At 37.1% G+C, this 23548-nt stretch carries 17 protein-coding genes and 2 riboswitches; of the genes, 10 read left to right on the forward strand and 7 right to left on the reverse strand.

Annotated features, from left to right (window positions below):
* Nucleotides 1-57 precede the first annotated feature (57 nt).
* Nucleotides 58-1380, reverse strand: coding sequence for an ABC transporter substrate-binding protein (locus tag AXY_RS10725; RefSeq protein ID WP_041450181.1), 1323 nt, complete (start codon nt 1378-1380; stop codon nt 58-60).
* Nucleotides 1381-1774: 394 nt separating this feature from the next.
* On the opposite strand from AXY_RS10725, the gene AXY_RS10730 reads away from it, so the two are divergent.
* The 8 genes from AXY_RS10730 (at nt 1775) to AXY_RS10765 (ending at nt 11007) form a co-directional block, all read left to right on the forward strand.
* Nucleotides 1775-2674, forward strand: a complete 900-nt coding sequence (locus AXY_RS10730) for an ROK family protein (RefSeq protein ID WP_015010838.1) — start codon at nt 1775-1777, stop codon at nt 2672-2674.
* Between the two features lie 184 nt (nt 2675-2858).
* The gene (locus AXY_RS10735; protein ID WP_015010839.1) at nt 2859-4304 is read left to right on the forward strand and encodes a glycoside hydrolase family 1 protein; all 1446 of its coding nucleotides are present in this window, start codon (nt 2859-2861) and stop codon (nt 4302-4304) included.
* A 286-nt stretch (nt 4305-4590) separates the two neighbouring features.
* Complete coding sequence (locus AXY_RS10740) at nt 4591-5763, forward strand: galactokinase (protein ID WP_015010840.1); 1173 nt, start codon at nt 4591-4593, stop codon at nt 5761-5763.
* A gap of 13 nt (nt 5764-5776) precedes the next feature.
* The gene (galE, locus tag AXY_RS10745; protein ID WP_015010841.1) at nt 5777-6760 is read left to right on the forward strand and encodes a UDP-glucose 4-epimerase GalE; all 984 of its coding nucleotides are present in this window, start codon (nt 5777-5779) and stop codon (nt 6758-6760) included.
* Nucleotides 6761-6769: 9 nt separating this feature from the next.
* Nucleotides 6770-8260, forward strand: a complete 1491-nt coding sequence (galT, locus tag AXY_RS10750; RefSeq protein WP_015010842.1) for a UDP-glucose--hexose-1-phosphate uridylyltransferase — start codon at nt 6770-6772, stop codon at nt 8258-8260.
* 24 nt (nt 8261-8284) lie between these two features.
* Nucleotides 8285-9328, forward strand: a complete 1044-nt coding sequence (locus AXY_RS10755; protein WP_015010843.1) for an aldose epimerase family protein — start codon at nt 8285-8287, stop codon at nt 9326-9328.
* Nucleotides 9329-9415: 87 nt separating this feature from the next.
* Nucleotides 9416-9883, forward strand: a complete 468-nt coding sequence (locus tag AXY_RS10760; RefSeq protein ID WP_015010844.1) for an AAA family ATPase — start codon at nt 9416-9418, stop codon at nt 9881-9883.
* Between the two features lie 128 nt (nt 9884-10011).
* Nucleotides 10012-11007, forward strand: coding sequence for a D-alanyl-D-alanine carboxypeptidase family protein (locus tag AXY_RS10765; protein WP_015010845.1), 996 nt, complete (start codon nt 10012-10014; stop codon nt 11005-11007).
* A 60-nt stretch (nt 11008-11067) separates the two neighbouring features.
* Here the strand turns inward: AXY_RS10765 and AXY_RS10770 are convergent, their stop codons facing one another.
* Complete coding sequence (locus tag AXY_RS10770) at nt 11068-12267, reverse strand: ROK family transcriptional regulator (RefSeq protein WP_015010846.1); 1200 nt, start codon at nt 12265-12267, stop codon at nt 11068-11070.
* 606 nt (nt 12268-12873) lie between these two features.
* The gene (locus tag AXY_RS10775; protein ID WP_015010847.1) at nt 12874-14847 is read right to left on the reverse strand and encodes a glycoside hydrolase family 31 protein; all 1974 of its coding nucleotides are present in this window, start codon (nt 14845-14847) and stop codon (nt 12874-12876) included.
* A 159-nt stretch (nt 14848-15006) separates the two neighbouring features.
* On the opposite strand from AXY_RS10775, the gene AXY_RS10780 reads away from it, so the two are divergent.
* Nucleotides 15007-15903 (forward strand): AraC family transcriptional regulator, encoded by an 897-nt coding sequence (locus AXY_RS10780; RefSeq protein WP_015010848.1) that lies wholly within the window; start codon nt 15007-15009, stop codon nt 15901-15903.
* Between the two features lie 33 nt (nt 15904-15936).
* On the opposite strand, the gene ade is transcribed toward AXY_RS10780, so the two are convergent.
* From ade to AXY_RS10800, 4 genes are all read right to left on the reverse strand, one after another.
* Nucleotides 15937-17718: an adenine deaminase gene (gene ade, locus AXY_RS10785; RefSeq protein ID WP_015010849.1), complete on the reverse strand. Its 1782-nt coding sequence runs from the start codon at nt 17716-17718 to the stop codon at nt 15937-15939.
* A 188-nt stretch (nt 17719-17906) separates the two neighbouring features.
* Nucleotides 17907-18006, reverse strand: a riboswitch (purine riboswitch).
* 21 nt (nt 18007-18027) lie between these two features.
* Nucleotides 18028-18882 carry a Cof-type HAD-IIB family hydrolase gene (locus tag AXY_RS10790; protein WP_015010850.1) on the reverse strand — a complete coding sequence of 285 codons (855 nt, stop codon included), beginning with the start codon at nt 18880-18882 and terminating at the stop codon, nt 18028-18030.
* A gap of 177 nt (nt 18883-19059) precedes the next feature.
* Complete coding sequence (locus AXY_RS10795; protein ID WP_015009875.1) at nt 19060-20403, reverse strand: ISLre2 family transposase; 1344 nt, start codon at nt 20401-20403, stop codon at nt 19060-19062.
* 200 nt (nt 20404-20603) lie between these two features.
* A complete protein-coding gene (locus AXY_RS10800) occupies nt 20604-21575 on the reverse strand; it encodes a ring-cleaving dioxygenase (RefSeq protein WP_015010851.1) in 972 nt (323 codons plus the stop codon).
* A 266-nt stretch (nt 21576-21841) separates the two neighbouring features.
* On the opposite strand from AXY_RS10800, the gene AXY_RS10805 reads away from it, so the two are divergent.
* Nucleotides 21842-23185, forward strand: a complete 1344-nt coding sequence (locus AXY_RS10805; RefSeq protein ID WP_015009875.1) for an ISLre2 family transposase — start codon at nt 21842-21844, stop codon at nt 23183-23185.
* A 194-nt stretch (nt 23186-23379) separates the two neighbouring features.
* Nucleotides 23380-23482: riboswitch (NiCo riboswitch) on the forward strand.
* Nucleotides 23483-23548 lie beyond the last annotated feature (66 nt).

The following is a 23548-nucleotide window of genomic DNA, read 5'->3' on the forward strand; positions in this document are numbered from 1 at the left end:
TAATTTACGAAATTTTGAAGGGTATGATTAAATACATACCCTTCAAAAGATATCATTTTATTGTCTATCAATAATTCCTTGAACTCGCATGAGCATATCTTCCCACTCTTGCTCTCGATCGCCACCACCAGCAATGTTATCAAGTGCTTCATAAATTTCATCACCAACTGGATAGTATGCACTACCTTTGTAGACAGGTTTTACTGCTTTTGCAGCTTCACCAAATACCTCTGCAGTGTTAATACCACCAAAGTATGAATCTTCATAGCTCTTGAACTCTGGCATATCATAAACAGCTGGAGTTGATGGGAATAGTCCATATCCTAAGAATGCTTTATATTGTTGTTCAGGAGCAGTTAACCACTCAATAAATTTATAGGCTTCTTCTGGATGTTCGCCTTCAGCAGGTAGAGTTAAGAATGATCCACCCCAGTTACCAGCACCTTCAGGCATTGTAACAATAGACCAAATACCTTCTTCAGGACTATTATCCTTGATAACTCCCTGAATCCATGCTGGACCTAGGAATACTGCATAAGTAGCTTCGTTCATACCCGCAAACCATTCAGGTGTCCAAAGCGGTACGTCTCCTACTAATTCAGCTTCAATCAGATCTACTACATAATCGTACGCTTCTCTAATTTGAGCGTTTTCTTCTAAGATGTATTCGCCTTCAGCGTTAAAATATGTCTCTGTCGCTTGGTCACGTCTAGCGTTATATACAAGTTCACCAGAATCAGTCATTAGTTTACCAGTCTTGTCTTTAATGATTTGAGCGACTTCAGCAAAATCATCCCAAGTACTTAGTAATTCAGATACTGCCTCAGGTGAAGAATCAAAGCCAGCTTCTTCAAAAACGTCTGTTCTGTAAAACATTACTGTTGGTCCAATATCTGTTGGTAAACCAAATTGGAATGTATTATCTGCACTTTGACCGTTTAACCATACCCAATCAAGGTATTCCCCTTCGACATCCGCTGCACCAAAGTCATATAAGTTATAGAACTTGTCTTGCGCAGCTTTAAAACGTTCAATTCCACCCTCTTCAATCATTGCAATATCTGGTGCACCACTACCAGCAGAAACTGAGGTAAATAAATTATCATGAACATCATTCATATCTTGATTTAATAATTTAATTGATACATGAGGATTTAATTCAACATACTCTTCAATCAGAACATCGTAACCAGTGTTTCCAAACTCCCAAAATGTCAATTCAACTTCTGCATCATCACTACCAATTTGTTCTTCAACTACACCATTATCGGTTCCTTCATCATCAGCATTACTTGATCCTTCTTTGGAGTCACCACCACACGCAGCTAATAATCCAATTACCAATACAACCATCAATATAAGCTTCCAATATCTTTTCACTTTATCAAAACCCTCCCTTTTTAATTTCAATAACCCAAATGAATCAAAAAGCATTAATAACCTTTATTTTCTTGAAAAGCGCTTTCGTTTTTATTGCGAATAAAAGCATTTATTATAGAATATAATTAATAAATTAATAGACTTTTCTATGCAAAAAGGCTATATTAATATTATTAATTATTGATAAATGCCCTTTACTCTTTGACTCACTTGTTTTATTATTGACATTATATATCACTAAAGCGCTTTCGTAAAGTGTCAATTTTAATATTTTTTTATTACAAAAAATTGAACTAAAGATTGGGCCAATCAATTTAACATGTCATTGAAGTTAGCGCTGGATTATTATAAACTATTAATCTAGTGAAATTTATTAGAGAAATGAGGGTTTTTTATGTATCTTAGTTTTGATATAGGTGGTACATTCGTAAAATACGCATGGATGAGCAGTGATGGTGAAATGATTAAGCAAGGAGAATTCAGCACTCCATACAAATCAGCTGAATACCTAGTGAATAAAATGGTCGAAATATTCAATGTATCACCAGCGAAAATTAAAGGGATCGCAATTTGCTGTCCTGGGACTATTGATATTAATACTGGTGTTATTTATTATGGAGGCGCATTAACATATTTGCATGAAAAAAATCTTGTGCAAATGTTATCTGAGCAATGTCGTGTACCCGTTAGCATTGAAAATGATGGGAAGTGTGTAGCGCTAGCTGAATTGTGGAAAGGTGCCGTTAAAGATTATTTGCATAGTGTCATCCTTACTTTCGGTACAGGAGTGGGTGGCGGTATTGTCATTAATGGTAAACTTCATCGTGGAGCACATTTAGAGGCTGGAGAACAAAGTTATGTGATGGAAAGTATTGATCATGCTAGTCACAAAGCAAAGTTTATCGGTACTATGTGTTCAGCCTCGACTATGGTAAATGAGATTGCAGCTATAAAAGGATTAGAGAAAAATGATGGTATCGGTGTGTTTAAATATATTGACGCCAAAGATCCTGATGCCCTTGAAATATTCAACATTTTCTGTACAAATGTTGCTGTTCAAATCCTTAATTTACAATATATTATTGATCCTGACATATTTGCCATAGGTGGAGGTGTTAGTGTTCAGCCAGCATTTATTAACGGGATCAAAGATGCTATTGAGCGAATTAAAAAGGCAAATCCACATCATGTTGCAAAGCCTTATATTGTTCCCTGTCATTTTACTAGCTCAGCGAATTTATATGGGGCTCTTTATAACTTTTTACTGCAGAATGGTTCTATTGAAATAACTTGATAGTTTGTTAAAATCATATAAAATTTCTATATGAAACCACAACGTATTTATTACTTAAATTTGTTTTCACTGCATTAATGCATTGAATAGATAATTCCAATTCTCGTTCTGTTATTTGGTCAACTTGTCAAATAACTTTGTTGTAATAGAGATTGGAATAAAAATAAAATAAAGGAGTGTAATAATGGAACACAAACAACTAAAGCCATTCCCATCAGATTTCTTATGGGGATCTGCCTCTGCTGCGTATCAAGTTGAAGGCGCTTACGACCAGGATGGCAAAGGGCCATCAGTCTGGGATATCTACACAAAAATCCCTGGAACTACATTTAAAAACACTAACGGTGACGTTGCCGTTGATCACTACAATCGTTATAAAGAAGATGTTGCTTTAATGGCTGAACAAGGGTTAAAAGCATACCGCTTTTCCATCGCTTGGAGCCGGATTTATCCAGAAGGCCGTGGTGAGGTCAATGAAGCAGGTTTAAAATTTTACGATCGTTTAATAGATGAACTCATTAAGCATAATATTGAGCCTCTCATTACTATTTACCATTGGGACGTACCACAAGCATTGATGGATGCGTATGGTGCATGGGAATCAAGAGAAATTATTGAGGATTTTAACACATATTGCGAGACATTATTTAAACATTACGGTGATCGGGTAAAATATTGGGTTACATTGAATGAACAAAATATTTTTATCGGTCTTGGCTATCGTTCAGGTCTACACCCACCAGGAGTAAAAGATTTAAAGAGAATGTATCAAGCTAACCATATCGCTAACATTGCAAATGCTAAAGCAATTGAAACATTCCGTAAGATTGTTAAAGATGGGAAAATTGGTCCAAGCTTTGCATACAGCCCTGCATATCCACTTGATAGTAAGCCAGAAAACATTATTGCAGCAGAAAATGCAGAAGAAATTAATGCACATTGGTGGATGGATGTCTATGCATGGGGACACTATCCGAAAACAATGTGGAATTATCTTGAGTCTGAAGGTCTTACACCAGAGATTGAACCTGGCGATTTTGAATTATTAAAGCGAGCTAAACCAGATTTTATGGGACTCAACTATTACCAAACTAGTACATTTGAAGCGAACCCACTCGATGGTGTAGGTGAAGCTGAGATGAATACGACCGGTAAGAAAGGTACTTCTAAGGCATCAGGTCACCCAGGATTATTTAAATATGTTAAAAACCCATATGCTGAAACGACAGATTGGGATTGGACAATTGATCCTGAAGGCTTACGTGTTGCTTTGCGGAGAATTAACAATCGCTATCAGTTACCTGTTCTAATTACTGAAAATGGATTAGGTGCATTTGACACGCTTGAAGAAGGCGATGTCGTAAATGATGATTATCGAATTGACTATCTCGAATCTCACGTTGCAGCGATTCAAAACGCAATATCAGATGGTGTTGACGTACTTGGATATTGTACATGGTCATTTACTGACTTATTAAGTTGGCTAAATGGATATCAAAAACGTTACGGTTTTGTTTATGTTAATCGTGATGAATCTGGACCGAAAGATTTACGTAGAGTTAAGAAGAAGAGTTTTTACTGGTATCAAGAAGTTATTAAAGCGAACGGTTTGATTAATCGTGAGAAATAATATCATTACAAGGCTAGTATAAAACTCAGCTAAACACAAGAGGAATTCAGTTTGTTACTGGATTCCTCTTTTCTCATCTTGATCATCTATAAGAGAGCACTTTTCGCTAAAATGAACGTCACTACACAATGGCTTAATATCCTTGTTATCCCCTACTCTCATTTAGTTCTAAAATATCTTTTTAACTTTCGATGATGTACTTGACACATTTGACCATCTATGAATATAATAAATCATCTACAATTAATAAATTAATTTAATTAAGTCTATAAGGAGTTGTCTCTCAATGAATAAAGAAAAATTAGTTAGGACTTTTACGCAGCTTTTCCAACCAAATGAGCCGATACAGACCTTTTTTGCACCTGGTCGGATTAATTTAATCGGTGAACATACAGATTATAATGGTGGTCATGTCTTCCCTGCTGCAATCTCTTTTGGCACATACGCTCTCGCTACAAAGCGCACTGACAGATTGATTAAGTTATACTCCATGAACTTTGAAGAGACTGGCATTATTACTGCCGAGTTAGATAACTTAGCTTACAATAAAGCTGATCATTGGGCTAACTATCCAAAGGGAATCGTTGATTATTTTATTAAAACTGGTATGGAGCTTGATTATGGTTTTAATGTACTTTTCTACGGTGATATTCCTAATGGTGCTGGGTTATCATCTTCTGCTTCGATTGAACTCGCAACAGGCGTTATGCTTGAATCACTTTATCAGCTTGATCTTGATCGAATTGAACTCGTGAAGCTGGCCCAAAAAGTGGAGAACCAATATATTGGTGTCAATTGCGGTATTATGGATCAATTTGCGATTGGAATGGGGAAAAAGGATCACGGAATTTTATTAGATTGTGATACGCTAACCTATCAATACGCGCCTGTTAATTTGAAGGATAATACTATCCTAATTATGAATACAAATAAGCGTCGTGAGTTAGCAGACTCAAAGTATAATGAGCGCAGAAGTGAATGCGAACGTGCACTAGCTGCTTTACAAACGAAACTACCAATTAATAGCCTAGGTGAATTATCGATTGATCAATTTGAACAGCATCAAGCGCTGATAGAAAATGAGACGGAGCGAAAGCGCGCTAAACATGCCGTCTATGAAAATCAACGTACAATCGATGCACTAATGAAGCTGAAAAATGATGATATAATTGGTTTTGGTAAACTACTTACAGCATCGCATCGTTCGCTTCAATATGATTATGAAGTGACCGGTATTGAGCTTGATACACTTGTTGACGTTACTTTAAGCCAGGAAGGCGTCTTAGGCGCTCGAATGACTGGAGCAGGCTTTGGTGGTTGTGCGATTGCCCTTGTTGCCAACGATCACGTTGAAAAAATTATGAACAATGTTATAGTTAACTACCATGAAAAAATAGGTTACAAGCCAACTTTTTATCAGGCAACGATCAGTGATGGTGCGAAACAAATAGAATTATAGGGAGGCATTTTGAATGAATATTTTAGTATTAGGTGGCGCGGGTTATATTGGTTCACATGCTGTATATCAATTAATTGAACAAAATCATCGAGTCGTCGTTGTCGATAATTTATCTACTGGACACAAAGATGCAATTCATCCTGATGCAACATTTTATCAAGGTGATATTCGTCATTTAGACTTTTTAAGATCTGTATTTCAAAAAGAGAATATTGATGCCGTCATACACTTTGCTGCCAACTCTCTCGTTGGTGAATCCATGGAACAACCATTAATGTATTTTGATAATAATGTATATGGGACACAGGTTGTACTACAAGCCATGGTTGAATTTAATGTTAAGTATATTGTGTTTTCTTCTACTGCTGCAACATACGGTGAGCCTACTACAGTACCTATTACCGAAACGATGCCGACACAGCCGACAAATACTTATGGCGAAACGAAATTAACAATGGAGAAAATGATGCGCTGGTGCCAAAAGGCTCACGATATCCAGTTTGTTTCTCTTAGATACTTTAATGTTGCCGGTGCTAGAGAAGATGCAAAAATTGGTGAAGATCATGATCCAGAAACTCATTTAATCCCGATTGTATTACAGGTTGCACTTGGAAAACGAGACTTCATCACTATTTTTGGTGATAATTATCCTACAGCTGACGGAACTTGTATCCGCGATTATATTCACGTTGAAGATTTAATCGATGCACATATTAAAGCTGTTCAATATTTAGTGGGTGGTGGAGAAAGTGACATCTTTAACTTAGGAAGCTCCCATGGTTTTTCTGTAAAGGAAATTATTGAAGTTGCACGACAAGTTACTGATCATCCTATCCCAGCTAAAGTAGGCAAAAGAAGAGCTGGTGACCCAAGTACTTTGATTGCCTCTTCAGAGAAAGCGAAGCAAATCTTAGGTTGGCAACCTACTCGAACTGAGATTCATCGAATTATTTCAGATGCATGGCGTTTTCATCAACAAAATCCAAATGGATATTAGGGGGAATAAATGATGGTGTACCTATTAATTGAACAATTAATTAGCCAAGTGATTAGTGCTGGTCTAATCAAAGAGCGAGACCGAATTTATTGCCGTAATCAAATACTCGGACTACTAAATATGGAATCCTTTGAAGAGCCGGTGCTCACTAAAACAGACAAAACAATCCCACAGTTGTTAACTAAAATTGTCGAGTACGCTATTACCCAAAAAGTCATTACTCGTGCACTAGATGATCGTGATCAGCTTAAAGCACAGATTATGAATGTATTTTTGCCTAGTCCGTCTGCAGTAAATGATCAATTCAACTCACTTTATCAGCAAGATCCGATAAAAGCGACTGATTTTTTCTATCACTTTAGTCAAACATCTCATTACATTCAAACGGAACGGATTGCAAAGAACATTCATTTTCAATCGGATACTGACTATGGTAAAATTGATATTACGATCAATTTATCTAAACCAGAGAAAGACCCACTACAAATTAAGAGAGAACGGGAAATGAAGCAAACAAGTCATTACCCAACTTGCTTACTTTGTAGTGAAAATGAAGGATATGTTGGTAGGATTGGCCATCCAGCACGTTCAAATCACCGTATGATAGACTTGAATTTGCTAGGTGAAGATTGGTATTTTCAATACTCACCGTATCTATATTATCATGAGCATAGTATCGTACTGTGTAAAGAGCATCAACCAATGGTTATCTCGAAAACTACCTTTGCTCGATTGTTTGCTTTTGTTAAACAATTCCCACATTACTTTATCGGGTCAAATGCCGATTTACCGATAGTAGGTGGAAGTATTTTAAGCCATGATCACTATCAAGCTGGACAGTATACTTTTGGAATGACAGACGCTAAGGATGCTTATCAGTTTAAATTAGATGACTACCCAATGATTGATGCAAGCGTTCTCAACTGGCCAATGTCCGTGATTCGATTACGGGCACAAGATACTGATCAACTGGTTGAAGCGGGTGGGAAGATTTTAGCCAAGTGGCGTGAATATAGTGATCCGGATGTTGATCTTGTAGCATTCACGGATAAAACACCACATAATACGATTACACCTATCGCTCAATTTAGAAATGGACGCTATCAACTCGATTTAGTCCTTAGAAATAATCGCACAAGCTCAGAGCATCCAGAAGGTATTTTCCATCCTCATCAAGATGTTCATCACATTAAAAAGGAAAATATCGGTTTAATTGAAGTAATGGGGTTAGCCGTCTTACCTCCTCGCTTGAAAGATGAGCTAAAAGATTTAAAGCATTATTTACTAGGTGAGGCTGATCAAATTGAAGCTTATCATCAACCATGGGCGAATGAAATTAAGCTTGAATATAAACAGTTAACAAGAGATAATATTGATCAAGTTATCGAACAAGAACTATCAAACAAATTTATTAAAGTATTAAAGGATTCTGGTATTTTTAAAGATAATAGTCGTGGATGGCAAGCATTTAAGCGCTTTACTTCCTCGCTAAATAAATAATTAAATTCATAGGAGGTCTTTATTATGAACGCAATAACAACACCATTAACAGTTGAAGGACAATCGTGGAATGAATATACACTTTCTAATGATAATGGAATGTCTGTATCATTTTTAGATTACGGTGGAATCATCACTTCAATTATTACACCAGATAAACATGGTAACTATGAAAACGTTGTCTTAGGTTTCGATAACTATAAAGATTATTTGAATAATAGTAACTATTTCGGCGCTTTAATTGGCCGTGTATCTGGAAGAATTGCCAATTCGACTTTTTCACTTAATGGGAAAACTTATGAATTACCAGCAAATGAAGGTAAACATCACTTACATGGTGGACCAGTTGGACTTCACGGTGTTATTTGGCAGGTTGAATTAATTGAAACGGCAACTAGTACAGGTGCTGTTTTATATCACACTAGCCTAGATGGAGATGCAGGTTACCCTGGAACAGTTAAATTCAAAGTATCTTATACTTTAACGAATGATAATGAATTTACAATTGATTACGAAGCTATTTCTGATCAAGATACAATTCTATCATTAACAAACCATTCTTACTTTAACTTAACTGGTAATTTAAAAGACACTGTTTTAAATCACGATTTGAAGATCGATGCTAGTCAATATGTTGAGCTTGATCATGAATTAATTCCAACTGGGCGCTTAGTTCCAGTTGCTGATACTGTATTTGACTTTACAAAAGGACGAAAAATTGCTGATGGCGTTGGCTCAAATGATCCACAAAATAAAATTGCTGGAGACGGGTATGATCATTTCTTCATTTTCAACCATAAAGAAGATGTAAATGTTGAATTATCTGAGGAGACAAGCGGACGTAAGTTAACAGTTAAAACAAACCAACCAGCAATGGTTCTATATACTGGTAATAGCGTTGATGACTCTTGTACTTTAAAAGAACGTCAATCAGTTAAGCACCTTGGTGTTTGCTTAGAGACACAAAGTACACCTGCATCACTTAATTATCCTGGTTTCCCAAGTATTTTGCTAGCTAAACACGAAACGTACCGTCATACGACGACATTTAAATTTTCAACTTTATAATTAAATAATTTGACTGGAAAAGAAGGTTTAGTAATAAATCTTCTTTTCCTTTATTAAGACTTAAAATAATGCGAGTGAGGTCATCAAATGGCAATTATATTTATTACCGGTATGTCTGGTGTGGGTAAAACAACTACTTTAGAACATCTAGCTTTAGAAGGTTATCATGTCGTTGAGACAGATGTTGGCTATACAGGAGTTATTGAAACAGATCAAGGTACAGAGATTGGTTGGGATGAGGAAAAGATCCAACATCTCATTGATCATTATCAAGATAAAGACCTATTCATTTCTGGTTGTTACGCTAACCAAGGTAAATTTTATCAGTATTTTGATCAAGTCGTACTCTTCACAGCTGATCTAAATACAATGTTTAAACGGATTGATCAAAGAACGAATAATAATTATGGTAAGACAGAAGCTGAAAAGGCTGAAATACTTGATAATGTTGAATTTGTTTTACCACTATTAAGAGAAAGTTCTGATCTAATCATTGATACGACAAACAAAAGTATTGAACAGATTTGTGATCAATTAAAATCGTTACTCAATTAAGACCCATGTAACTTGATTTTAGTTAATATCGATAAGTCTAGTTTCATTAGTTATCTCGTCTAATAGATGTTCTCATAGTATGATTTGTGTTACATTATGATTAATAATTAAAACAATTGGTGGTAATGATGAAAAAACGTTCATTTTATCTACTTATACTGCTTATCAGTTTAGCTGGTATTTTATTATTTAATAGTAATAAGAGTCAACCTCTTGCTAGCCAGTCCATTGATATTTATCAAAGGACGATTGAAGATCGCATCTTATCTAATCAGTTAACGAAGCGGTTTTGGAAGCTAACAGATATCGATATCAATGCAAACTCGGTTATCTTGATTGATGGATCAACAGGGCATGTGATCTATGAGGATAATAGTGATGTTGCCTTACCGACAGCTAGTATGGCAAAGCTAATGACAGAATTGTTAGTCTTAGAAGCGATTGAAGCACAGGAACTAAGTTGGAACACGGAGGTTACGATTAGTGACTATGCCTACTATATTTCACACCGACCTGGATTTGCATCAGTTGATCTCGAACAGGATAGAACATATACAGTTGAAGAGCTATTTCAAGCGATGGCGATTCATTCAGCTAATGGAGCATCAATTGCTTTAGCGGAGGCTGTCAGTGGTAGCGAAAAAGCATTTGTTCAGCGGATGAATCAGAGGGCTTATGAGTTAGGATTAAATAATTCACGTTTTGTAAACAGTACTGGACTTAACAACGATCATCTTGGCCATTTTTCATCTGTGGGCACAATTGAGGATACAAATATAATGTCAGCACGTGATCTTGCAACGCTCGCTCGATATTTAATTAATAACTATCCCGTTCTGTTAGAAATTACGAGCCAGCCACAGCTTCTTATTAATGATCAGGAATATCAAAACACTAATCTGATGTTATCCAATGTCATCCCTTATCAAGGAGTTGATGGCTTGAAAACTGGTTATACAGATCTTGCTGGGTTCGGATTTACTGGGACTGTTCAAAGAAATGATGTAAGGTTAATCTCGGTTGTAATGGGAACTGAGTCTATGATTGATCGCTTTATTGAAACTGAGAAACTTTATGATCATGCATTTAGTTACATAGAAAATCTCCCGTTTTTAAATCATTAATTAACACACAAAACCCAATTTACCGACTGATGATCGATAAATTGGGTTGTTTTTTTACTATTATGATAATGTTCCATTTGTAGCAAATAATTCGCCTATAATAAGCGCTACTGCTCCAAGCGCAGTTGAATGTTCACCTAATTCAGATACTGAAATAATCGTTTGCTTAGCTTTCCTTGTTAATGCTCGTTCATTTATTGCCGCTTCAATATTTGGTAATAAGTAATCTTTTGCATTGGTGACGCCACCTGTTAAAACAATTTGACTTGGGTTTAGTGTATGGATCAAATTAATTAATCCAACACCGATATACGTCCCTGTCTGATGTAAAATCTCTTTAGCAACAAGATCACCTGCTTCAGCTGCTTCAAATACCTTTAGCGCTGTTACCTCATCAACCTCAGCTAAACTCGTCTGTTCACCTAGATTAATTTGATTGATTGCACGCTTTGCAATTGCAGGTCCTGAAATAAATGTTTGTAAACATCCTTTATTTCCACACGTACATTGTTCGCCGTCTAAATCAATTGTCATATGTCCGATCTCACCGGCAATATGGCTCTCACCATGGTACAGCTCGCCACCGATCGTGACACCAGAGCCAACACCTGTTCCAATATTTACAACGACTAGCCGTTCACTACTTTTACCTTGTCCGAACCACTTCTCAGCTAAAGCAAGAGCACGTGCATCATTTTCTACTTTTATCAGGTAAGGGAAATGTTCTGACAATGTTTCTGCAATTGGCATTTGACGTAAATTCAAGTTAGGGGCAAATAATGATTTACCACTTTCAGCATCTACAACACCATGCATAGCAATTCCGATGCCAACGATATCATTCTTATAATCAGAGCTATTCTCTAGAATCGTATTTATCGTATCAATTAAGACTGATAAAAATTGATCCTCTGTAATTGGTAGGGTCAATTTATTTTTCACATGTGTAACAATTTTACCTGATAAGTCAGTTAATATACCTTCTATATTTCTTGACCCAGCGTCTATCCCAATCATATAGTGACCTTTCTCATTAATAACAAGCATTGTCGGCTTGCGTCCACCCTTTGATTCACCCTGACTGCTTTCAATCACCATCTTTTGTTCAATTAATTCTTTCACTAATGAACCTACTGTAGGTGGTGTCAACTTTGTCTCTTTTGCAATCTGTGCTCTAGAAATCGGTCCATCTTCTAATATTTTGGTCAAAATAATAGATTTGTTTAGTGCTTTCATTTGTTGAAAACTACCACGCTTCATATTTGTTTCCTCCAATACCGAACTCCGTGTCTTTTGTATCATATTACCATGTTTCTAAAGTTAATTAAAGAAGAACTCTACTGGATTCGCCTAGAGCTTCATTGCTACTCCTCAAGTAAAGTACAGATTAAACCGCATCATTACTAAATCTTTTAGGGACAAAATTTAGTTAAATGAATGAATTTCATAATGACTTAATTGGCTATAAAACACGAACAATTGGGTTACAGGTGACGCGGTGATTTCCACTCTAGGCGGACGCTTTCGGGCCTACAGGATGTAGGTCATGCAAGCGTCGTCACACGACGTGACGGTTTTAGCTTGCCTTCGTTAAACTCAGCTAATTGATAAAAGCTTTCCAAGCTTTTATCACTGGATCTTCGGACACGATTGTTCCCGCTGGAGTCGCCGCCTGCCGTTCTAATCACTTGATTAGGCTTCTTTATTTACGTATGATATTGTATTTTCATTTGTAATTGTTCGTGTTCTTAACTAGATTTTGTATTATGAAATTGACTCATATTAATAAAAACAGTTCTACTTACGGAAAAAGTGCGTAAATAGAACTGTTTTTGCTTATTGAGACTAGTTCGGTTTCAGTACCCTTTATTTAAAGTTTACTGGAAGATTTACGTTATTCTTAATAAATAGCGGTATCTGATCTAATGGCGCGTGAACCATTATTTCTTTCCCACCTTCATATACTTGTTCAGAATAAGCATCTTTCCATATGGCACCCTTGGGTAAATATACTGTTCTCTCACGTTGTGCCTCACGTAATACTGGAGCGACTAAAATATCAGGGCCAAACAAATATTGATCATCGATCTCCCATGCTTGTTCATCTTCTGGGAAGTCATAAAACAGTGGACGCATTGGTGGTGTACCCTTCTCATGCGCTTGTTTCATAATTTCTCTTATATACGGCTTCATTTGTTCACGTATATTCATAAATTTCTCGAAAACTGAATACACTTCTTCACCATAACTCCACACTTCATTATCAGCACCGCTATGGCACTGGCCACCTCCAGTTGTGCCAATTGGTTCCTGCATCGGTACACGGTCACCGTGAACACGGAAGACAGGAGAGAATGCTCCATATTGAAACCATCGAACCATACATTCTCTAAATGTTGGATCTGTTGGATCGCCACCGTGAAAACCACCAATGTCCGTTGTCCACCAAGGTATTCCGGCAATCGCCATATTCAGCCCAGCTCGTACTTGTTTATTTAATGATTCGAAGCTTGATGGAATATCACCAGACCAGACAAGCGCACCATAACGCTGACTGCCAGCCCACGCAGCCCGAACTAAATTAATTATATTCTCTTGCCCCTCATCCTTCATACCATCATAAAATGTTTGACTGTATTTAAGTGGATAGAGATTACCATATTGCAGACTTGGTCCTATATGATAACGATAAATATCATGATCATAAACTGAGAGCTCTGGCTCCGCTTCATCTAACCAAAATATTTTAATGCCATATTTATAGTAATTTTGTTTGATTTTACTCCATAGATACTTTCTTGCTTCTGGATGCGTTGGATCAAACAATTCATTTGAACCGAGGAAATTAAATTGTGTCCGCACTCCACGATCTGTTTTTAACAGGTATCCTTTTTGAGTCATTTCATGATAATTTTCACTTTCAGTTTGAACAGTTGGCCAAACTGAGACCATCAGTTCTACGCCCATTTCATTTAATTCTTTAACCATCGCTTCTGGATCAGGCCAGTATTCCTGATCGAATTTCCAATCACCTTGATTCGTCCAGTGAAAGAAATCAACAACGATAACTGATAGTGGTAGTTGACGTTTTTTATACTCTCTGGCGATATTTAATAGCTCTTCTTGTGTTTGATATCTTAATTTACTTTGCCAAAAGCCCATCGCATAATCAGGCATCATTGGTACTTTACCAGTTGCATTTGCATATGCTTCTTCAATTTCTGCAGGTGTATCGCCAGCAGTAATCCAATAGTCAAGTTGCTTTGTTGAATAAGCCGTCCATTCAGTGATATTTAAATTGAAATTCGCCTTACCGATTGCAGGGTTGTTCCATAAAAAGCCATAGCCTAAGTTTGACAAGACGAATGGAACACTAATTTGACTATTTCTATGTGTTAGATCTAGTTGACAACCTTTTAAGTTCATTAATGTTTGTTGGTATTGTCCCATACCAAATAATTTCTCATTCGGCTCAGACTCTAATCGAAATGTTAATTGATAATCACTACTACCAACTTTAGGGGTGAGTTCCCTTCCACCATATTTTAGCTGATATGTGTGTTCTGATTCTTGTAATAAAATTTCACCTTTTTGATTGTAAATGGTCATATGACCATTATTCTTAACAACAGCTTTAATCTTCCCATTAACAATTTCTGCTGAGTCTTCTTTAATTGTTATTTCTGGTGCTGACTTTAATGGATCTAGTAAAGCCCAGTTTGACTTTTCAAATTCAGTATAGGATGCGCGGATCCTTAGTGAATTTTCGCCCCATGCTTCTATAATCAGTGTCTCCCCATCATATTTACGTACTAACGTCTGATTAATGTTCTCAAACATCCCTTGTCCTCCTCTTAGCGGCATATTGTTTATGAATTATTTGCTGCATATAACATCATTCAGTTATACTCATATTATATTATCTATTGAAGGCGCTATACAACGGAGGGAATTCCGATATTATCGGACTCAATTACGATTTTAGGGTGGGGAGCAATCATGGAGAAATTGCATTTATCAAAAGAAGAACACACGAGCATTCCTGATCCGGCTTTTCCGATCAATATATTTTTTATTCGTCATCCAGAGCAAAGTACAATTCCGCTTCATTGGCATAATCACCTTGAATGGCTCTATATTACAAAAGGTTCATTTAGGATTCAGGTTAGTGCAGAGTTTAAAGATGTCAGTGCAGGTGATATTATCTTTGTAAATCGCAAGCAACTTCACTCTGCCTTTCCAAAGTCTCATGAAAGTCAATTATATGCGATTGTGTTTAATCAGGCTTTTCTGATCGATGGGGAAATCGATCGAGTAAAACAAAACTATCTTATCCCATTATTAAACAATGAGTTTAATATTCCATTTTACTATCAATCTAATCATCAACAATTAGACTCTCTACAGGCCTGTTTAGAAAAAATAATTTACAGCTTTACAGAAAAAAGGTTCGGTTATGAAATCCTTGTAAAAGCTCACTTACTCGAAGCGATAGCACAAATTTTTCAGTTTGCCCATGTTGCTCAAACGTTTGATCATCAAAGTAATAAGTATGATGTAATAAAGCCAGTCCTTTTCCACATTAGTAATCATTTCGATCAACCACTTAGTGTCAAGCAAGCAGCTGATATGTGCAATTTGAGCCCGAATTATTTTTGTTACGTATTCAAAAAGGCGACCGGTTATTCGTTAAAGACTTATATTAATCTACTAAGGATCTCCGAGGCGGAACACTTGTTATATAGTAATCAATACACAATTCAAGAAATAGCTTATTTAGTTGGCTTTTCTGATTCTACATACTTTGGACGAACTTTTAAGAGATTTAAGCAAAAGACACCTACTGAAGCGAGAGAACTCTATTTAGAAAGTAAGTCAAAAAAACACCAAAAATAAAAGGATGATCAGCAACTGACCATCCTTGTTTTATTATTCTATTACTGGAATAAAATCGAATTTCACCACATCTACAAGTCCACGGTTCGTGATCCGGATATCCGGGATAACAGGTAGTGCGATTAATGAGAATGTCATAAATGGTGCATGAATTGGACAGCCAAGGTCCTTCCATGCTTGCTCGAGTTTTTCAACTTGTTCAACTACAACTTCAGCTCTCTGATCTGACATTAACCCTGCTACTGGTAGAGGTACTTCAGCTAGTACTTTACCATCTTCAACTACTACCATTCCTCCACCTAGTTCAACTAAGTAATTTGCAGCAAAAGCCATATCCTCATCATTAGTCCCCATAACAATTAAGTTATGACTATCATGAGCAACGGTTGAAGCAACGGCTCCTTTTTTCAATTTAAAGCCATGAGCAAACGCTACTGATATATCACCCGACTTATGGTGACGATCTAAGCAGGCGAGTTTAATCACATCTTGGTCTAAGTCTGTCACAATTGTTTGATCTGATTCTACCTTAAGCTCAAATTGAGTTCGCTTTGTACGAGCACTATTTTCAATGACTTCAATTACATTTGCTGTCACTCGATCAGTGGTTGCATCTGTTTTGATAATAAAGTCACTTGCTTCAACTGCACGTTTTACGTGAACAGAGTCTTTTACGTGAGCTGGATACTCATATGTTGGTAAATCAATAATTAGCTTACCGTCTTGAGCGACAATTTTTCCATCAGCAATGACTAGCGTTGGTTCCATCGTTTCTAATTCATCTAATATGATGATATCGGCCACTTTTCGCGGTGATACACTACCATAGTCATCTGCTAACTTGAAGTAACGTGCAGTGTTGATTGAAGCTAGTTTAATAGCAGTTACTGGATCAACACCTTCTTCAATCGCACGTCGAACAACATGGTTCACTTGTCCTTTTTCTACAAGAGTTTGGGGATAAATATCATCTGTGACGAGCATAATTTGCTCAGTATTAACTTTATCAATTGTAATAACCTTTGCCAGTTCCTTGACATCATGCCATGCTGAGCCTTCACGAATCATGAGATACATACCTAAACGTAATTTCTCCAACGCCTTCTCTCGATTGATTGTTTCATGACATGAATCAGCACCAGAAACAAGATAAGCTTGGAGCATTTGGTCAGTCCCATCTGGAAAATGGCCTGTTACAGTTTTACCTGCGTCAATTGTGGCATTTACCACACCGATCATCAATGGGTCACGATTGACGATACCTGGGAAGTTCATCATTTCTCCTAACCCAACTACACCATCCCACGTTAAGCCTTCCTCCACATCCTCAACAGTGATACTTGCTCCGGCATCTTCTAGATCAGCTGTTGATGGAACACAAGATGGGAATGTTGTAAAGACATGTAATGGCAGCTTCTGCCCTTCTTCATGCATATAGCGAACGCCTTCTTTACCGAATACATTTGCCATTTCATGCGGGTCCATAAAAATACTTGTCGTACCTTTTGTTAATGCCATTCGAGCAAATTCAGTTACCGTTAGCATCGTGCTTTCAACGTGCATATGGCCATCCATTAATCCTGGCGCTAAATACTTTCCGTTAAGTTCGATTACTTCAGTGTCTGGTCCAATCGTGTGATCTGCATTTCCTACGTAAGCAATTCTGTTTCCTGAGATAGCAACATCAACATTTTCATTTAGTTCCCCAGTAATGACATTGACTAGCGTACCTTGCTTTAAAACGAGATCTGCTGGCTTTTCTCCTAATGCGACTTGAATCAGTGTTTGACTTACCTTTGATAATTGACTTTTCATTCTTAACGCTCCCCTTCTTGTTATGAATGGACTTAATCAATTTGGCTTTTTCGTCTGCAATAACCTGATGTAATCGGATTGTTGAAATTATTTAAGAAAAAAACAAACTTAAATAAACTAAAATAGTATAAAAAAAGTCTAGTATTCAAACTAGACTAAAAATGTGCGACTGAAAAAAGGGTATAGTAACCCCTCTAACGTTCACATGTAGTCCAATGATTACGGTCATTTGGTAGAAACGCTTACGCCAATTCATAAGCCTATACATGTACCTTATTTATGTTTTTCTCATTATAACATACAGATCAATTATTTATCGAGTAAAAGTTTTTTTAAATAATGATATAGCCCTTCTTCATCATTAGTAAACTCTGTTACTTCATCTGCCATTGCTTTAATCTCATCAGGCGCATTCTTCATTGCGACAGTGTAGCCCGCGAGCTTAAACATACTCTCATCATTATAGCTATCACCGACAGCCAATATATTGTCAGCTGAGATCTTTAATTCATCGAGGAATTCTTGAATACCTGTACCTTTATTCTTCCCTTCGACCATGACCTCAACGTTATTTAAACTAGAGGATACCATCGAAAATGGTAAGTGCTGTTGCTGCTCTCTTAGCACTGATATCCAGCGTTGCATTTTTTCAGGGCATCGACTAAAGAAATAGAATTTAGAATATTCATCTCGTGGTACTTGATCAACCCATTTGATTAAACCTTCTAGTGCCTCTTCGCGTTCACGCCATTCATTTATTCCAACAGTATCTGGCATCGGCTTCTCCATTTCTGCTAATAATATGGACTCGTCTTTCTGTTCAACAATTTGTGAGCCTTCAGTTGGGAAAAGCTCATAATATATTTTATTATCCTTTGCTAGTTTAATAATTGCTTCAACGACATGGAATGGTAATGTATGTTCAAATACCTTTTTGTCACCAAGATAACCGATCATACCGTTTGAGCTGATGACTCCATCTACTTCAAAGCCATCTGGTGCTGTTTGGAAAATCTCATTTTTACCACGACCAGTGACAATAAATACGTAAATACCTGACTCGCGTAGCTTGTCAATCACGGATTTTGTATTATCAGTGACACGATTATAATTATTTAGCATCGTCCCATCCATATCTAAGAAGATGGCTTTTGGTTTCCTCATCAATTATCCCCTCGCAATAGTTTATCTTTAACTATTAGTATAGCATCATTCACTTTTTATACAAAAAACAGGATACAGTTCAGTTTGAGTCAAGTATTTGTAGGCAATTTTTCTACGTTAATAATGAAAGCGGATTCATCATTTTAAGGTGACCCCTTGATAAAGTTTTTGCCTTTTTTAAAAACCAGATAACTCCTTTAACACGTTGTATATCGGAATATTTGCCTTTCCTTTTAGGTACATAAGATTGTCTCTGGTAACCTGACCAATGGTTCTTTTAACCTTTTCTTTATAATGTCTTGGTGGTTTCTTTTCCAGCTCGATTTCTGTCCATTTATCTATTCGCCCGAATAAAGTCTTTAGGGACAAATTATCCAAGAAGGCCACTAATGCAGTGCCCATGGCACTTACACCTTTATCCGACCAACTACGGCCATTTTTTAGTCTTTTGGCAAACACACTCATGGTTCCCTCTGCGCTTCCCATTGGACGCATACCAGTTGTATCAATTCCCTGTTCTTTTAACCATATTCTATAATCTCCCAATGCTTCTGGATATTTTTCTAATTGGCGGATAAACGACACAAGTCGTTCCTCCTTCTCCTCATCCTCAAGCGTTCCTACGGCACTGTTAAGCTCTGTTAAGAACGTTTTGTATTTGTATGCCGCAAGGGCTTTACGAATGGACCGATAACGAGGATGCTTGCTGAATATACTCTTAACCTCTCGTGCCACATGAAAGCGATCAAGAGAAAAGAATACACGACCTTTAAAATACTCACGACAGGATGTAATCCAGTTGGCACCATCTCCATTTATAACCAGCTTGTGAAAAGTCGGGTCATATTCGAAGTTTTCAATTAGAAAGTCCTCAAAAGCCTCCCAAAAGGGTTGCTTTCCTTTGTGAATAAAATGACGTTTGTTCTTAAGGCTAACCCGTTTTCCATTGACTTCCCATCCTTGATGGACAGCTGCTATTTTCTCTTCTTTTCCCTTTTTCCATTTACCTTGGCGTTTTACAAATAAACCATCTACTTCTACAAATAAGACGGGTTGGAGTATAGGTTCACGCTTTTTAGGTTTACACGTAACCTCTAATAGGTGTTGACGAATTGCCTCATGACTGATAACCCGGTAACCTAATAGAGTTTGTAATGTATTAGCTGCATTTCGATAGGAGCGACCCTTAACAGCTAGCTCAATGGCAGCTTCCTCAATCAATGGACTAAAAGAACCGGCCTCCTCAAACTCTAGATAACGATCAAGAAGATAGACATATTCCCCAGTTGATCGGTCAAGGTAATAATTGCGATATAATTCAATCTCACCAAAGAGACTAGCTATATTAAACTTTCTTTTATCAATAAGACGATAGCGCTTTTTATCACGTTCATCGGCAATCTGTTGGTCCATATCCTCCAAGACCTGTTTCATAACGAAACCAAAGGTTTCTTGTAATTGTCTCCAAACCAATTGCTCAATTTGTTTTAAATTTGGGTATTTTATGATATTCTTTTCCATGAGGGATTCTCCTTTCGGTAATGGTGTTTTAGTAGACTATCATTTTACCAAGGAGTGTCCCTTTTTTCATGACTTTTGCTTTGTTTCCTACCGCGCTATCGCTTGCTGGCCCCTTCACTTAGTGAAGGGGTTAATATATTTTTGCGCCCACAATAATTTTACTCATACTACAGTTCAATTGTATCCTGTTTAGTAATTTACTATTTTCCACTATTTAATGGCTTTAATATTGATTCAATTTCAGCACGCTTATGTTCAATAAATGGTGGTAATGCTAATCTCTCACCTAAAGTTTCTTCTGGTTCATCAACTAAAAAGCCTGGCTCATCTGTAGACAATTCATAAAGAATGCCATTTGGTTCACGGAAGTAGAAGGCTTCAAAATAATAGCGATCTACGATGCCTGAATTCGGCAACTTTTCTTGATTGATTCTATCAGCCCATGCTTCTAACTCTGTACGGTCCTTAACACGAAAAGCCACATGATGAACACTGCCTCGACCCGGTCTTTCACGAGGTAAATCTGTTCTAACCTCGACATGGATTTCTGCACCTGATCCACCCTCACCTGTTTGATACACTTCAACATCTGGTTGTCCTGCTTGATAAGCCGGATAGCTTGCTACATGTCGAAAATTCATGACTCTCGTTAAAATATCTTTTGTTCGTGCTAGTTCAGGTACCGTTAATCGAACCGGTCCTAAGCCAGTAATACCATACTCAACAGGTACTGGACTCTTATCCCAAGGAATTCCCGCTTCCACTCCTGTATTATTTTGATCCGATACAAGCATTAATCGCTGGCCTTCTGGATCTTCAAAGAAAATGACTTTTCGTCCAAGCTGCTCACTTATACCTTCATGACTTACTGAAAACTGATCAAAGCGTTTAATCCAATAGTCAATCGCTTCATCACTCGCTACTCGAAGGCCCGTTAAAGAGATACTGTTATTGCCCCGGTATGTTCGTCCGATGCCTAGCATTTCAAAAAAGGTTAAATCTGTACCTGGGCGACCAATTTCATCTGCGTAAAATAAATGATACATATGATGTGAATCTTGATTAACTGATTTTTTAACTAATCTCATACCGAGAACTTCTGTGTAAAATTGATAGTTCCGTTCCGCGCTTGCTGTCATTGCTGAAACATGATGTATACCTGAAAATTGCATACCGACAACCCCCTATTGTTCTGTTAGCTTTATTATAACTTAAAATTATCTTGAATTCAAGATAATTATTAATCTATGTATCTAACGGAATAAAGTTTGTATGAGTAAAATTATTGTGGGCGCAAAAATATATTAACCCCTTCACTAAGTGAAGGGGCCAGCAAGCGATAGCGCGGTAGGAAACAAAGCAAAAGTCATGAAAAAAGGGACACTCCTTGGTAAAATGATAGTCTACTAAAACACCATTACCGAAAGGAGAATCCCTCATGGAAAAGAATATCATAAAATACCCAAATTTAAAACAAATTGAGCAATTGGTTTGGAGACAATTACAAGAAACCTTTGGTTTCGTTATGAAACAGGTCTTGGAGGATATGGACCAACAGATTGCCGATGAACGTGATAAAAAGCGCTATCGTCTTATTGATAAAAGAAAGTTTAATATAGCTAGTCTCTTTGGTGAGATTGAATTATATCGCAATTATTACCTTGACCGATCAACTGGGGAATATGTCTATCTTCTTGATCGTTATCTAGAGTTTGAGGAGGCCGGTTCTTTTAGTCCATTGATTGAGGAAGCTGCCATTGAGCTAGCTGTTAAGGGTCGCTCCTATCGAAATGCAGCTAATACATTACAAACTCTATTAGGTTACCGGGTTATCAGTCATGAGGCAATTCGTCAACACCTATTAGAGGTTACGTGTAAACCTAAAAAGCGTGAACCTATACTCCAACCCGTCTTATTTGTAGAAGTAGATGGTTTATTTGTAAAACGCCAAGGTAAATGGAAAAAGGGAAAAGAAGAGAAAATAGCAGCTGTCCATCAAGGATGGGAAGTCAATGGAAAACGGGTTAGCCTTAAGAACAAACGTCATTTTATTCACAAAGGAAAGCAACCCTTTTGGGAGGCTTTTGAGGACTTTCTAATTGAAAACTTCGAATATGACCCGACTTTTCACAAGCTGGTTATAAATGGAGATGGTGCCAACTGGATTACATCCTGTCGTGAGTATTTTAAAGGTCGTGTATTCTTTTCTCTTGATCGCTTTCATGTGGCACGAGAGGTTAAGAGTATATTCAGCAAGCATCCTCGTTATCGGTCCATTCGTAAAGCCCTTGCGGCATACAAATACAAAACGTTCTTAACAGAGCTTAACAGTGCCGTAGGAACGCTTGAGGATGAGGAGAAGGAGGAACGACTTGTGTCGTTTATCCGCCAATTAGAAAAATATCCAGAAGCATTGGGAGATTATAGAATATGGTTAAAAGAACAGGGAATTGATACAACTGGTATGCGTCCAATGGGAAGCGCAGAGGGAACCATGAGTGTGTTTGCCAAAAGACTAAAAAATGGCCGTAGTTGGTCGGATAAAGGTGTAAGTGCCATGGGCACTGCATTAGTGGCCTTCTTGGATAATTTGTCCCTAAAGACTTTATTCGGGCGAATAGATAAATGGACAGAAATCGAGCTGGAAAAGAAACCACCAAGACATTATAAAGAAAAGGTTAAAAGAACCATTGGTCAGGTTACCAGAGACAATCTTATGTACCTAAAAGGAAAGGCAAATATTCCGATATACAACGTGTTAAAGGAGTTATCTGGTTTTTAAAAAAGGCAAAAACTTTATCAAGGGGTCACCTTAAAATGATGAATCCGCTTTCATTATTAACGTAGAAAAATTGCCTACAAATACTTGACTCAAACTAAAGTTTGTGAAACGGTTGACAATCTTATTAAAATATCATATCCTATAGATAACAATTGAATTAAATCTCTCGCATTAGTTGAATACTAAAGCAAGATATTTTCAAATCTGAGCAAGCTGCACATTATTTCTTACTATGCAGCCCGGTCACGATTGTGACAGCAGAGTATACCTATCCTAGGGTACATCTGTGAGACAGTAGTTACTGTCCACAGGTGTGCCCTTTTTTAATTATTACTTTTATAATTCCATTAAGAAAGGATGTTG

Origin of the sequence: Amphibacillus xylanus NBRC 15112 (assembly GCF_000307165.1) — a bacterium.
Lineage (GTDB): Bacteria > Bacillota > Bacilli > Bacillales > Amphibacillaceae > Amphibacillus > Amphibacillus xylanus.